The sequence below is a fragment of the Leptospira wolffii serovar Khorat str. Khorat-H2 genome (genome assembly GCF_000306115.2).
In the GTDB taxonomy this organism is placed as follows: domain Bacteria; phylum Spirochaetota; class Leptospiria; order Leptospirales; family Leptospiraceae; genus Leptospira_B; species Leptospira_B wolffii.
The window spans coordinates 225,109-239,534 of the sequence record NZ_AKWX02000012.1 but is presented as its reverse complement, the minus strand read 5'-3'; the positions used below and the strand labels follow the sequence as shown (position 1 = coordinate 239,534).

Below are 14,426 nucleotides of genomic sequence, written 5' to 3'. Positions count from 1 at the left end.
TTGCGAATTTACTATTTTCGGTTTACAAACTATATTTTATACGTTTGGCACAAAATATGCCTCAAATAGAATATTAGAATCGGGCAAAAGAATACCCGTGGTTCGGAACGCGGCCTAAAGCGTCTCGAACTCCTAGTAAGAGAATTCCCGGAATAAGAATGAAAGAGAAGATCGATCACGAAGTTCTATTTAACTTTTATTTCCATGCGGATTTATTGGAAGAAGCCTTTGCGGAATTCAAGAAAGAACCGAAACCTTTGAATGCGCTTACCTTGAACCTTTGGTTGCATACCCAATTCCACCACTATGAGGATATAGCGAGATCTTTACCCCGGGTCCTGACCAGAATCAAATCCCAAGAGGGTGATTCGCTCGAATCCGAAGCCAAGTTCGAGATCAAAGACTCCGATCTTTCCATCGAAAAACATCCTCTCCTTTATTCTTTTCTAAATCGAAGTTTTCAAAGCAAGCAACAGTTCCGAAAAATCGGAAAGCAGAGCACCAAGGAATTTTGGGAACTCCAAAAGGAAATTAAGGAAAAACATAAAGGTCCTCACTTATCCCTTTTGGAAGAATATGCCAAAAAAGTGATCCGTTTCAATAATGAGTTGGAGCTAAAACTAATCGAATACTTCGGATTCAATTACAAACTCAAGATACAACTCGACCATATCCAATAACCCTTTCCGAATTCTACAAGGTATATGTCATCATAAGATACGCAAACTGGGCTTGGGGCAGAAAGCTAGAGGAGTTATAAGCGACGGTAACGTCGTTCACTTTTCTTCCGACAGCGTCTCCCGCATAGATCCAACTGAGTCCCAGAGCCCAAGCGACACTTTTGTGTTTGATGGAATAGGTGAAGTCTATCTCTCGGAAAAGATTCGTACCCAGAAGTCCCACCCCTCGGTTATCTCCTAATCCGTCCTTAGTCGCCGGAATTCCGCTCGCGTAGTGATTATTCGATATGGACTCCGTACTTGCGCCCTCTTTCAAATTACCGGTGATATCGTACCAACCATCCTGGCGTTTATGCTTGTCCACTAACCAATAAGCGATCCGAAACTTACCCCATTCTTCCGATTCCCAAGTTAAGTTTGCGGATTTACCGATCATATTCACCCAGCTTACCTGATCCGCTTCTCCGTAATATATGTGATTCGAATGGAATAGATTCGAGAATGTGGAAACGGATCCGTCTTTGCGATTCGGATCTCCGCTTCCCACATCGTATTCCACTCCGAAACGAAATTGGGAGATCGTGTAGCCGAAATCCAACGCAAACGCGAATGCGTCGTATTTTTGTTTTTCCTTATATATGCTTTCCGATCGAACCGTTCCGGTGATCGGATCCCTAACGGAAACGCTATTATCTCCGTTATCCCAGCCGGGCCTCACCGTCTTTCCGGTGGAGCCCGTTTGCACGGCGTATTCCAGGGAATAATCCCAAGCTTGGGTGGACTTCCTGTCTTTCTGGGTGCGATTCGTAATTCGCATCCCGAAAGTATGTAGGATATCCCAACGGGAGTCCCTCGGATAAGGATCCGGATTCGAAACGGATAGAATGCTCCCGTTATTCGTAGGGATCCATTTCTTCTGGAGACCTATATAATACAAATCCACGTTTAGTATCTCGGAAGGCTTATACGTATTGTAAAAACCGGCAAAGTAAGCGTCCCCGCTCTCCCTCCGGGAAGCGTTCGGGGAGAGTTTACAAGTAGCGCTTCCGGTAGGACAATTGTACTGAGCCTGATACGTATTCTTTTTTCCTAATGAAGAAGAATTCCCGGCGATGTCGGAATCCTGCTCTCCTATCACCATGACCCATGCGTGGGAAGATAATTCCTTGGTATCGTATTTGAAACGGAACCCGTCGAAGCTCCGCCCTACGTTAGTCCAATCCAACCCTCCTACGAGCCTTTCCTCTCCGTATCTCAGAATCTGACGTCCGCTTTGCAAACTGACCGGACCGATCAGATTTTTTACGTCCACCCAGGCCTCCCTTATATCCGTGGATTGTTTCGTGGAATCGTTTGCTGTATTCAGACCGGAAGCGGATCCTGTCTCCGCTCCCCAGACTCTTGCATCCTGAAAGGTAATCTTTGCTTTGATCTGCTCGTTAAAATCCTTTTCGATCCAAAACTGGATCTTTTGACCCACGAATTCGGAATTATCATTTTTAGATCGGTCGAAATCGTAATTATATTTCATCTCCGGACGAAAACGAAGCATCGCCCCTATTTTCAAACCGTCCGACCACAAGGGATCCTTCTTCGGTTCCTGATTCTTTTGCGCGGGCTGAATGAAAAGTTCCGAATTCTGGGAAGATGCACCCTGATTCGTTTGGCCGGCCTGGGATTCCTGACCGCTTAACGTGGATACGTCGGCGGAAAGAACCAGAAAAGTCGCGGCGAACGTCCTACGAACACAATTGAGCTTGAGCATAACGATTCCTTTCATTTTATATTTTTTTAATTTAATTTTACTAGGTTTCCGCGGACGATTTGAGAATTCTCGCGATCTCGGGTCTACAGCTTCCACATCCGGTGCCTGCTCCGGAGACTTTACCGATTTCCTCCATTCCGGACGCACCGCTTCGGATCGAGGCAAGAATATTTCCTTCTCCCACCCCGTTGCAGGAACAGACTAGTTTTCCGATCACTGGATTCGCTTTCGAAGCTCCGGAAGAAAAAAGGAAATTCCTCTTTTCTCCCAACTCCATGCCGGAATAGATGAGTTCTTTTATCTTAGAGAATTCGGATTTATCTCCGATAAGAATGGCGGCGACCAATCGATCGTTTTGAATGATACATTTCTTATATACTCTTCTTCTCCTGTCGGAGAAGACCACTTCCTCATATTCTCCGGATTCCGAAGCCTCCAAAGGAGCGTCTGGAATTCGTATCGAGACCAAATCGAGTCCGGGAATTTTCAAAAGATTGGTTTGAGGAGAGCCGTCGTAACCGTGAGGGGCGTATCCATAGATATGATCCGCCGCAATTTTAGCCTGCTCTTCCGCGGCGGAAGCCGTTCCGTACGTCCCGGTGCTATGCTCCGCCATCTCTCCGATACAATAAATATCGGGATCTCCGGATCGTAGAAATGCGTCCACCTTGACCCCGGAATTACATTCCAAGCCGCAGCTTTCCGCCAAAGAGATATTCGGATTGGTACCTACGGCGAATACGATTCCGTCCGGACACATTACGGATCCGTTATTTAATTTGACTCGCGAGACCTTCTCGTCGCCTTCGATCTTGGAGATCTCCGCGTCGAATACGATATCGATTCCCCTTTTCAGGATTTCTTCCCTCAGTATATCGCCGCCGACGGAATCCAATTGCTTGGACATCAATCGATCGGTTCTCACAAGCACCGTCACCTTCACGCCGCTTCCGACCAAAGCCGCTGCGACTTCCAGACCGAGCAATCCTCCTCCGACTATGAGCGCGCAAGTACCGGGAACGAAATAGCCCTTGATTCTTTCGGCATCCAGCTTACTTCTAAGACTAAAAAGACCAACTAACGTCTTTTGAACATATTTGGGCCATACCGGAGAACTCCCCAAAGCGAGAACCAGTTTATCGTAGGAGTATCCTCTTCCATCGGCGTCGAATACCTTCTTAGCTTCGGGATTGATCCTCTCTACGCCACGTCCGGCAAATAATTCTATTTTCCAGGAGGACTGCTCCTCTTCCGTGATCGCATTCAAATCTTCGAATTCTTTTTCTCCGCTGATGTAATCCGGCAACAGAATCCGATTATAGAATGGATTAGGTTCCTTACAAAGGACGGTGATCTCATCTTCGGTCGCGAGGTTCCTGTATGCGCGAAGGAAAGCCAATGAGGCGTTTCCACCTCCCACGATCAGAATTTTTTCCTTCTTCTTTTTATACGGAATCACGTTGACCGCGGAAATCTTAAAGCCGGGCTGCTTGGATGAAGGATCGTATTCCGGCGCGGTGAGATTATTGGACCGTGAGATATCCGAATCGTTCTTCCTGCCCCAGTGCATAGGCAGAAAAACCACTCCCTCTTTGATGGAATCAGTAATCGAAGCCTTAACCCTTACGCTCCCTCTTTCGTTATAAACGCTAAGTATCTCTCCGTCCATGCAGCCCAAGCTCTCCGCATCCTTCGGATGGATTTCCAAATAGGCTTCCTTCTTATGCTCGTTCAGTCTTCGGACCTTGCCGGTGCGAGTCATGGTATGCCATTGATCCCGGATTCTTCCCGTTGTAAGAATGAAAGGAAATCTATCGCTGACCGATTCGGAATCGTCGGCCTCGTCGACAGAATGAATCTTAGCCTTTCCGTTCGGACGGAAGAATGTCCTGTCCTCGAATAATCTTTTGGTTCCCCCATGGCCTTTCTTCGGATAAGGCCATTGAACGGATCGGTGCATTCTAATTTCCGAATAATCAAGTCCCTTAATATCAATATTGGTCCCTTCCGTTAACCTACAATGCTCCAGGAAAATATCCTCTTCGTCCGAGTAAGAAAAGGACTTACCGTATCCCATTTTTTTCGCGAAATTTTGGATGATCCAACTATCGCTCCTGGCTTCGCCGGGAGGATCTATGATCTTAGGTAGATACGTTATTCTACGATCCGAATTGGTCATCGTACCTTGCTTCTCCGTCCAGCCCGCAGCAGGCAAAACCACATCCGCAAAAGGGACGGCGCCGGAACTTAAGGAGATATCCTGAACAATCACTAGCTCCGCGCAACGTAATGCGGATTCGACTTCCCTAGCGTTCGGAAGACTCACCGTCGGATTGGTGCATACGATCCAAACCGCTTTCATCTTTCCGCTTTTAAGATTTTGAAACATCTCCACTGCGGTGTATCCGGGACGTTCGTTGATGGAGTCGACTCCCCAAAATCGGGCGACTTCCTCCCTATGCTCCTGGTTTGCCAGGTTTCTATGAGCGGGCAGTAGATTACATAGCCCTCCGACTTCCCTTCCTCCCATGGCATTCGGTTGTCCCGTCAAGGAGAATGGCCCGGCCCCCGGCCTACCGATCATCCCAGTGATCAGAGAAAGATTGATCAGCGCCACATTCTTGTTCACGCCGATCACGCTTTGGTTAAGGCCCATGGCCCAAAGAGTGAGAAACCCTTTAGATTTCGATAATATGGAGGCGCACTCTAAGATCCGTTCCTTCTCGATTCCGCAATGTCTTGCATATTCGTCTACGGAAGTGGCAAACACCTTGGACTTAAAATCTTCGAATCCTTCCGTGTGGTTTTCCACGAAATCCGAATCGATCCATCCGTTCTCGATCAATATTCTCGCGATCGCATGAAAGAGATAGATATCGCTTCCGGGAAGAATTTGGAAATGGATATCCGCGTCCTCGCAGCTTTCGGTTCTTCGAGGATCCACCACGATCAGTTTTACGTTCGGATTCTTCCTTCTTCTCTCTTCGATCCTTCTGAATAGAATCGGATGACACCAGGCGGGATTGGCACCCGCAACGAAGAAGCAATCCGCTAATTCTATGTCTTCGTAGCTGACAGGGACGCTATCTTCTCCTAGAGACATTTTATAGCCGACCACTGCCGAACTCATACAGAGTCTGGAGTTCGTATCTATATTATTCGTTTTTAAAAAGCCTTTGGTCAGCTTATTGATGATATAATATTCTTCCGTTAGAAGTTGCCCGGACACATAGAAGCCTACCGAATCCGGCCCGAACTCTTTTATATATTTCTTAAAGTCCGAAGCGATGCGATCTAGGGCCTGATCCCAGCTTGCTCTCTCGAGTTCCGCTCCCCTATTCTTGCGAAGTAACGGATGAAGGATCCGATCGGATCGATCCATTACGGAATAATGAAGGCTCCTTCCTTTTGAACAAAGAAGACCTCGATTCGCAGGATGGTCCGGATCTCCTTCCACTCGGATTTCACCGGACTCATTCCTATGCACCAGCACTCCACAACCGACTCCGCAGTAGGAACAGGTGCTTTTGAATGTAGCTTCGGAATGCATATCCGATTCTTAGCAATTTTCATACCAATATAAATATTTTTTATCCGCCCCTAATGGCGGGCCCCAAATCTAAGCTCCGGTAAGATTTCAACTCATTTGACTAGTTTATTTTTAGATCATATTGTTCATTTTGAATACTTTAAGCCGTACTTTGCCTCATTATTGATGATAGAGAATATAAATTGGATTTAACTTAAGCGAGGTTTTATCGAACAGTGCCTTATGAATCATCCAATGATTCAATATTCTACTCGATTTTTGAATTTATATAAAAATTAGGCACACTTATTGCTATAAGCTGAATGGGTTGGAAATTTTAAATCAATCGAAAAGGAGTCTGCTTCCCATGGGTAAATTTAAGGAATTCTTAAAGGTCGGTCATTTCCCGAGCCTTGTTAGCGCGTTTTTATATTTCGATTTTAGCTTCATGGTCTGGATGCTCATAGGAGCGATCGGAGTCTTTCTTTCGGAAGAATTCAAATTAACTCCCGCGCAAAAAGGAGTCTTGGTCTCTATCCCGCTTTTAGGCGGAGCGCTTTTAAGAATCCCGATGGGATTGCTCTCGGATCGATTCGGATCCAGAAAAGTGGCCTTGGGTGGAATGACCGTCACGTTAATCCCTCTTCTATGGGGATGGCTCTTCGGACAAAGCCTTTCCGAAATATTCTGCATAGGATTACTCTTAGGAGTCGCGGGTGCAAGCTTCGCCGTCGCTCTTCCTTTGGTAAGCAGATGGTATCCGCAAAAATACCAAGGCCTGGTCTTAGGAATCGCAGGAGCGGGAAATAGCGGATCGGTTTTAGCGACCCTGTTCTTTCCGGGCATAGCGAAGAGCCTAGGCTGGCATGCGGTCTTCGGGATCGCACTCATTCCTATCTGCTCCGTCTTCGCACTATTTTACTTTTTAGCGAAAGACGCTCCCGTGGAGAGAACGAATAAGAAACTTTTGGACTACTTGGCTCCCATAAAATCCAGAGATGCGCTTTTATTCAGCTTTCTATATAGTATCACATTCGGAGGCTTCGTAGGAATCGCGAGCTTCCTGCCCATCTTCTTCTACGATCAGTACGGAGTCGATAAACTAGTAACAGGACTCTACACTTCCTATTGTATCATCGGTGCGAGTATGATCCGCCCCATAGGCGGTTACTTGGCGGACAAGTTCGGAGGAGTAGGAGTTCTTTCCGTGGTACTCGTCCTTCTTTCCTCCGTATTAGTCTGCATCGCGAATATGCCGGAAATTAGCATTATGCTTCCTTTATTCGTCTTCCTAATGACGCTCTTAGGTATCGGAAACGGATCCGTCTTCCAATTGGTTCCTCGCAGATTCAATAAGGATATAGGCATCATCACCGGATTCGTTGGCGCATTCGGAGGAATCGGCGGCTTCTTCGTTCCGAATCTACTAGGATCCTCCAAATCCGCCTTCGGTTCTTATTCCGGGGGTTTCCTTGCATTCGCGATAGTCGGACTAACTGCTGCTCTCGTTCTACTCTTCGTCAGCGTCCTAGTTTGGAATAAGCAAGGCAAGGCCGTCCAGGAAAAACAGCCGAATTTAGAAACGGCATAACTTTATAAAAGAATAATGTCAGACGGTGTATCCATATGAACAAAAGAAAATTAGTCGTTATCGGAAACGGGATGGTGAGCCATAAATTCGCGGAGAAACTCGTGGAATACGGCGGAACCGAAAAATACGAAATCACTATCCTGGGAGAGGAACCTAGGAGATCTTACGATCGGGTCCATCTTTCCGACTTCATTTCCAAAAGATCCGCGGAAGATCTATATCTCTGTTCCACGGATTATTATGCGAAGAATCGAATTCGGCTCCTTCTCTCCGAGCCTGCGACCTTCGTGGATATGGCGCAAAGAATCGTCCATACTTCCTCCGGCAAGCAACTCCATTTCGATGAATTGGTCTTTGCCACCGGATCCTCTCCTTTCGTTCCGAACTTCGAAGGGGTGGATAAGAAAGGAGTCTTCGTCTACAGAACCATCGAGGATCTGGAAAGAATCTTAGAATACGGAGTCGGAATCAAAAAGGCCGCGGTCCTAGGCGGAGGATTGTTGGGATTAGAGGCCGCAAAGGCCCTCGTGGATCTAGGTAAAGAAACCCATGTGATCGAGTTCGCATCCCGACTCATGCCTCGCCAATTGGATGAAACGGCTTCGAATATTCTTCGGTCCAAAATCGAATCTTTGGGAGTCTCCATCCACTTGAACAAACAGACGGAAGCCGCAATTGGAGAAGGCTCCATCCAAGGACTGAAATTTAAGGACGGAGAATGTCTGGAGGCGGGAATGCTCGTAATCTCGGCGGGCATTCGTCCTAGAGACGAGCTCGCCCGAAAATCCGGAATCCAAACCGGAGAAAGAGGCGGAATCATCGTGGACGATCATATGAGAACCAATCACTACGGAGTCTATGCGATCGGAGAGGTCGCACTTCATAGAAATATGATATATGGTCTCGTGGCTCCCGGCTACGAGATGGCGGAGACTCTTGCTTATAACCTTTGCAGTTTCCACCAGCCAAACAAGAACTACTTCGGCTCCGATCTTTCCACTAAACTGAAATTAGTAGGAGTGGATGTTGCTTCCTTCGGGGACTCCTTGGGCGAAGGAGACAATATTCCCATCGTATTCAAGAATCCCATGAAAGGAACGTATAAGAAAATCGTCATATCTTCGGATTACAAATATCTGCTCGGAGGTATACTCGTAGGTGATACTAGTTCCTACGGAACCCTCCTCTCCTTATATCTGAATAAGATGGAGCTTCCCGCGGAACCCGAATCCTTGATTGTCGGGTCCGTATCTGTGGACAATGCGTTCAGTGCGGACGCGCTCCCAGACGAAGCCAAAATTTGTTCCTGCAATAACGTATCCAAGGGAGATATACTCTCCGCAATCCGAGACAAGGGGTGTTCGGATCTGCAATCTTTAAAAGAATGCAGTAAAGCAGGAACTGGTTGCGGGGGATGTATTCCTCAGGTCGGGATGCTCCTCAAAAAAGAACTGAAGGCCCAAGGCAAAGCGGTAGTGGAGCATCTTTGCGAGCATTTCAAACATTCCCGTCAGGATCTTTTTCATATCGTTAAGATTAGAAAATTGAGATCCTTCGGAGAGGTCCTACATTCCGCCGGAGACGGATCCGGTTGCGAAATTTGTAAACCTGCGGTCGCGTCCATTCTCGCCAGCGTCTGGAACGAACCTATCCAAAGACATAGGGAAATCCAGGATACGAACGATAAATTCTTAGCGAATATCCAAAGGGGAGGAACCTACTCCGTTATCCCAAGGATTCCGGGAGGAGAAATCACCCCGGACAAACTCATGGCTATAGGAGAAGTCGCTAAGAAGTACGAGCTTTACTGCAAGATCACAGGAGGACAAAGAATCGATCTACTCGGAGCGAAGATGGAGGACCTACCTAAGATCTGGAAGGATCTGATAGAATACGGTTTCGAAAGCGGACACGCTTACGGAAAAGCGCTTCGTACAGTTAAGAGCTGTGTGGGTTCCACTTGGTGCCGTTACGGAGTCCAAGATAGCACCTCTTTCGCCATTCGCTTGGAAGAAAGATATCGCGGAATCCGAGCCCCTCATAAGATCAAATCGGCAGTATCCGGTTGCATCAGAGAATGCGCCGAAGCGAGAAGCAAGGACTTCGGAATCATCGCCACTGAGAAAGGTTGGAACCTTTATGTGGGAGGAAACGGAGGAGTGAATCCCAAACACGCTCTTTTGTTAGCGGAAGATTTGGATAGCGATACCTGCATCAAGTATATAGATCGTTTCATCATGTTCTATATCAGAAGCGCGGACAAACTTATGAGAACCTCCACCTGGCTGGAACAATTGGATGGAGGATTGGATTATCTGAAAGACGTAATCATCAACGATCGTTTAGGAATCAACGCGCAATTGGAAGAAGAGATGAGCTATTTAGTAGGTTCCTACGTATGCGAATGGAAAGACGTCGTAGACGATCCGGAAAAACAAAAGCCTTACAGACATTTCGTCAATAGCGAAGAATCCGATCCTAAAATACGATTCATACAGGAAAGGGACCAAAAGCGTCCGGTCGATTGGCCGAACCAGAAAGTTTTGAACTAGGGTAAACAAATGAATCAGACGAATGCAAGTAAGACCAAAGTTTTCATCGCTCCGATCGGCGATTTTCCGGAAGAAGGAGGAACCTGCGCAAAAATCGGTGAAGAGCAAATAGCAATCTTTCGTTTCGCATCCCGAAACGAATGGTTCGCCTGCGAAAATGCCTGTCCTCATACCAAGGATACGGTGCTTTCCCGTGGGCTTGTAGGAGATTTCCAAGGAGAACCGAAGGTGGCCTGTCCCATGCATAAAAGAAATTTTTCCCTACTCACGGGAGAATGTATGAATGGAGAGGACTATAAGGTAAAACTATACCCGGTCATCGTAGAAGAAGGGAAGGTTTATCTGGACTTGGAACAAATCGACTAACATTACGGAGACGATTATGCCGGAAAAACGTTTCGGAAAAGTCTATTTGCTGGGAGCGGGGCCGGGAGATCCGGATCTTCTCACGGTCAAGGCCCACAAAATTCTTAGAAAAGCCCAGGTGGTATTGTACGACGATTTAGTTTCCTTACAACTGCTTAAGATCTGCAAAAAGGATACAAAACTCGTCTATGTGGGAAAAAGAATCGGAGTGCATAGCTTTCTTCAGGAAACCATCAATCTGAAAATAGAAGAAGCCGCGGAACAGTTCCGACATGTGGTCCGATTGAAGGGAGGAGATCCTTCCGTCTTTGGAAGAGTAGGAGAAGAATATTTCTATCTTCTCTCACGAGGGATCGAATGTGAAATCGTTGCGGGCATCACGACCGCTTCCGGAGCCGCTGCGAGCCTAGGCTTTCCTCTGACTCATCGGAATTACTCTCAGGAGATCGTATTTCTAACCGGCCATAAGAAGGACGGAAAAAACGAGGAAGGGTTCCGACATTTGGACTGCAAGGGCAAGACTCTAGTCGTTTATATGGGGTTTCGATCTTTGGAGATCATCGTATCTTCCTTGCTCAAGAGTGGAAATTCTCCCGAAACTCCGATCGCTCTGATAGAAAGCGCTACGACTCCCAAACAAAAAATTCGAACATCCACTCTGGAGAATGTGGGAAAAATAGCATTGAAATCGGACACAGATTCCCCGATCCTTATTATTATCGGAGATATCATCCGATTTTACGAAAGAATGCGGGAACTCAGAGAAACTTCTTCTTATCTGGATTCTCCCGTTCCTTGATAAGAAGAAAGCATGAACGATATAACGGAAAAGATCAGTAGCCTCAGAACGGCTAGCGCGGAAGGCTTCGTATTCTGCGCTCCCGAAACCCTAAAAAGGGTAAAAGAAAACACGTTACCTAAAGGAGATTTGTTCGGAGTCGCAAAGGCTGCAGGACTACTCGCGGCCAAAAAAACTTCGGATCTAATCCCTCATTGTCACCCGGTAAGCATAGACGGTTTGGAAATTCTCTTCGAGACATTCGAGAACCAAGAAGGGACCGGGATCAAGATCCTAGTAAACGCAAAGTCTATAGGACGGACCGGAATAGAAATCGAGGCGCTTACGAGTCTAAGTGTCGCAGCCTTAACCGTATACGATCTGCTCAAGCCCATAGATAAGAATCTTGTAATATCCTCTATTCGTCTCTTGGAAAAGAAGGGAGGAAAAAGCGATACCCAGTCCACCAAATTCTCCTTCGGTTCCAGCGCTGCGGTCTTAGTTTGCTCCGACTCCGCTTTCGAAGGAAAAAAGGAAGACGGGTCCGGTAAAATTATCCAAAGCATGCTGGAAGCGAAAGGGGTCGTCGTAAAGGAATACAAAATCGTTCCGGACGATCCGGAAAAGATCAAAGAAGCCGTCCAAAGCTGGGTCGCTTCCAAAACGGATCTGATCGTGACCACGGGAGGAACAGGACTCGGGCCTAGAGACCTGACTCCCGACGCGATCGAACCCTTACTCGAACAAAGAATTCCCGGGATAGAAGAGGCGATGCGCTCCTTCGGACAGGACAGAACTCCTTTTGCCATGTTGTCCCGGTCCCTGGCTGGCCGGATCGGAAAGACCATCGTCGTTTGTCTCCCCGGAAGTTCCAACGGAGCAAAAGAGAGTCTAAGCGCTATTCTCCCCGGACTATTTCATGCAAAAAAGATGATGCGAGGAGAAGGACATTGAAGTCTGCTTCCGAGGCCTTGGAAATCATCCTTTCCGGAGTTCCCGAACCTAAATCGGAACTCGTTCCCTTACAGGAGGCGAACGGTAGATGCTTAGCGGAGGATATAAGAGCAGATCGGGATTATCCTCCTTTTCATAGAGCTACTATGGATGGGTTCGCAGTTCGCTCGAAGAATTTGGAAAAAGGAAAAGAATACACCTTCGAAAACGAAATGACAGCGGGTATGGATCCGAATCGTTTTCTTGGATCCTCTATTTTAAAGATCGCGACCGGTTCGGCGGTCCCCGAAGGGTTTGACGCGGTGATAAAAATAGAGGACTGCGAAGTTTCCGACAAAAAAGTTCTCATTAAAGAACTTCCTAATAAACCTTTTTTGAATATAGCACTCCGAGGAGAGGATATCAAAAACGGAGCGACCGCCGTTTCTTCCGATAAGGTCCTATCCGTTTCCGAGATTTCGCTTTTGGCCACGCTCGGAAAAAAGGAAATTTTAACCCACTCCCGACCTAAAATCGTAATCCTTTCCACGGGCAATGAAGTGGTTTCCATCGATAAGGTGCCTCTTCCCCACCAAATCCGAGATTCCAATACTTATACGATCGTTTCGCTACTTACAAGTTTGGGTATCCGACCGAAATCCGTCTCTCTCCTTCCGGATGATCCTGAGACGATCGAAAGATACGTAAGAGAAGGATTGGACTCCGATATACTCGTCCTATCCGGAGGAGTATCCATGGGAAGCCTAGATCTGATCCCGAGCATATTAGAAAAATGTGGAGTAGAGAACCGTTTCCATAAGATCAAAATCAAGCCGGGAAAACCTTTCTGGTTCGGAACGAAGGAAAAAACCGCGGTGTTCGCTCTTCCCGGAAATCCTTTCAGCGTGCAGGTCTGTGCCAAAATATTCTTGGAACCTTATATACTTAGATTCCAAGGCTTGCAACCTAAGCGCCCCCTCAAACTTCCCTTCTTCGGAACGAGAAAAAAGAAAAAGGACTTAACGGAATATTTTCCGGTCTTACTCTCCGAACGGAGACAGACCGGTCTGGAAATGAAAAAGTTCAACGGAAGCGGCGATATTCTGGCAGGAGTATTTTCGGACGGAATAGCGGTGCATCCGAGTGATCGGCCGGAGTTGGAAGATTCGGATATTATAGAATTCTTCCCTTGGTGATCATCCCTTCATTTTTAGATCCTGGGGAAAATTTAGATTTCGAAAACGGGCTCTTTCTCTCGTAGAAAGTTCCAAACATTCTATAGTAGAATTTTCTAATCTTTTTTTAGGTGAGAATTCTATCCTATTCGTCTCCGCCTGCCAGGAGGATAGCAAAGAGAAATCGTAGAGTCCGCAAAGAGGTTCGAGTCCTTCGCCCGTCTTATAGAATACGCTTTTGCCAGAGGCTTGAAAACGTAGAATCAATCCGGAAAGAGTCTTAGAATACACATAGGGCATGTCCACTGGCATCACGAGCACCGAAGTTTCTTTGCCTTCTTTCTTAAGTATAGAATGGAGACTTAAGATTCCTTTCAGAGGACCCTCCCACCCGTTCTCCTCGTCCGAAACAAAACGGTAATTCGGATAAAGGCCTGAATACGTTTTCTCCTGGTCTTTTCTAATCGAAACGAAAACGGAAGGAATCAAACGACCGAGTTTATGATACGTATAAGAAAGGAACGTATGATGCTTGCCGAAAGGCAGGAGCGCCTTGTCCCTACCCATTCTATAACTGTATCCTCCGGAGAGAATGAGACCTGCAATAGACCTAGTGATGTCCCGACTCCCCATGCACACATCCTTTGGACCAGGAAGAAGTTCCGTCGGTGAAGTATTCCTTCTTCCAAATCGGAACCTCGTGTTTGACTCTATCTATTATATAACGATTTGCCTCGTACGCCTCGGCCCTGTGCATGGATCCGGTCGTTACTAGCACCGCCACTTCGGAAACCTGAAGGACCCCCAGTCTATGCACGCAATGAGTATGTAGGAGGTCCCATTTTTTTCGGGCATCCGCCAAGATCGTACCGATCATCTCATCCGCCATGGGTGCAAATGCCTCGTATTCCAGATGAGTTACGTCTTTTCCTTCGTTCAGATTTCTTACGATTCCCGCAAAGAATACGAAGGCGCCGATCTTATCGTCCTTAGGTAAAAAGCGATTCGTATCGATGGGAGATTCCGTGATATGTGCAAAATCCTTGGCGACCTGCAT

Annotated in this window: 11 protein-coding genes; 7 read left to right on the top strand and 4 right to left on the bottom strand. The window is 46.8% G+C overall.

The window, feature by feature from the left end:
• The first annotated feature begins 158 nt into the window (after window positions 1-158).
• Window positions 159-680, top strand: coding sequence for a hypothetical protein (locus LEP1GSC061_RS10190; protein WP_016545208.1), 522 nt, complete (start codon window positions 159-161; stop codon window positions 678-680).
• A 13-nt stretch (window positions 681-693) separates the two neighbouring features.
• On the opposite strand, the gene LEP1GSC061_RS10185 is transcribed toward LEP1GSC061_RS10190, so the two are convergent.
• The gene (locus LEP1GSC061_RS10185) at window positions 694-2,304 is read right to left on the bottom strand and encodes an alginate export family protein (RefSeq protein WP_415751833.1); all 1,611 of its coding nucleotides are present in this window, start codon (window positions 2,302-2,304) and stop codon (window positions 694-696) included.
• A 181-nt stretch (window positions 2,305-2,485) separates the two neighbouring features.
• Window positions 2,486-5,995, bottom strand: coding sequence for a nitrate reductase (locus LEP1GSC061_RS10180; protein WP_040508422.1), 3,510 nt, complete (start codon window positions 5,993-5,995; stop codon window positions 2,486-2,488).
• 346 nt (window positions 5,996-6,341) lie between these two features.
• Here LEP1GSC061_RS10180 and LEP1GSC061_RS10175 point away from each other — a divergent pair, with 346 nt between their 5' ends.
• The 6 genes from LEP1GSC061_RS10175 to LEP1GSC061_RS10150 are packed head-to-tail and all read left to right on the top strand — an operon-like array spanning window position 6,342 to window position 13,390.
• Window positions 6,342-7,565, top strand: a complete 1,224-nt coding sequence (locus LEP1GSC061_RS10175; protein WP_016545160.1) for a nitrate/nitrite transporter — start codon at window positions 6,342-6,344, stop codon at window positions 7,563-7,565.
• Window positions 7,566-7,600: 35 nt separating this feature from the next.
• Window positions 7,601-10,117, top strand: a complete 2,517-nt coding sequence (gene nirB, locus LEP1GSC061_RS10170) for a nitrite reductase large subunit NirB (RefSeq protein ID WP_016545370.1) — start codon at window positions 7,601-7,603, stop codon at window positions 10,115-10,117.
• 9 nt (window positions 10,118-10,126) lie between these two features.
• A complete protein-coding gene (gene nirD, locus LEP1GSC061_RS10165) occupies window positions 10,127-10,483 on the top strand; it encodes a nitrite reductase small subunit NirD (protein WP_016545341.1) in 357 nt (118 codons plus the stop codon).
• A 16-nt stretch (window positions 10,484-10,499) separates the two neighbouring features.
• Entirely contained in the window at window positions 10,500-11,282 is a 783-nt protein-coding gene (gene cobA / locus LEP1GSC061_RS10160) for a uroporphyrinogen-III C-methyltransferase (protein ID WP_016545335.1), read from the top strand.
• A gap of 12 nt (window positions 11,283-11,294) precedes the next feature.
• Window positions 11,295-12,215 carry a bifunctional molybdenum cofactor biosynthesis protein MoaC/MoaB gene (gene moaCB / locus LEP1GSC061_RS10155; RefSeq protein ID WP_016545246.1) on the top strand — a complete coding sequence of 307 codons (921 nt, stop codon included), beginning with the start codon at window positions 11,295-11,297 and terminating at the stop codon, window positions 12,213-12,215.
• Complete coding sequence (locus LEP1GSC061_RS10150) at window positions 12,212-13,390, top strand: molybdopterin molybdotransferase MoeA (RefSeq protein ID WP_016545226.1); 1,179 nt, start codon at window positions 12,212-12,214, stop codon at window positions 13,388-13,390. Before moaCB ends, LEP1GSC061_RS10150 begins: the two co-directional genes overlap by 4 nt.
• On the opposite strand, the gene mobA is transcribed toward LEP1GSC061_RS10150, so the two are convergent.
• Window positions 13,391-14,002: a molybdenum cofactor guanylyltransferase gene (gene mobA / locus LEP1GSC061_RS10145; RefSeq protein WP_016545135.1), complete on the bottom strand. Its 612-nt coding sequence runs from the start codon at window positions 14,000-14,002 to the stop codon at window positions 13,391-13,393.
• Window positions 13,980-14,426, bottom strand: a complete 447-nt coding sequence (locus LEP1GSC061_RS10140) for a molybdenum cofactor biosynthesis protein MoaE (RefSeq protein WP_016545252.1) — start codon at window positions 14,424-14,426, stop codon at window positions 13,980-13,982. Before LEP1GSC061_RS10140 ends, mobA begins: the two co-directional genes overlap by 23 nt.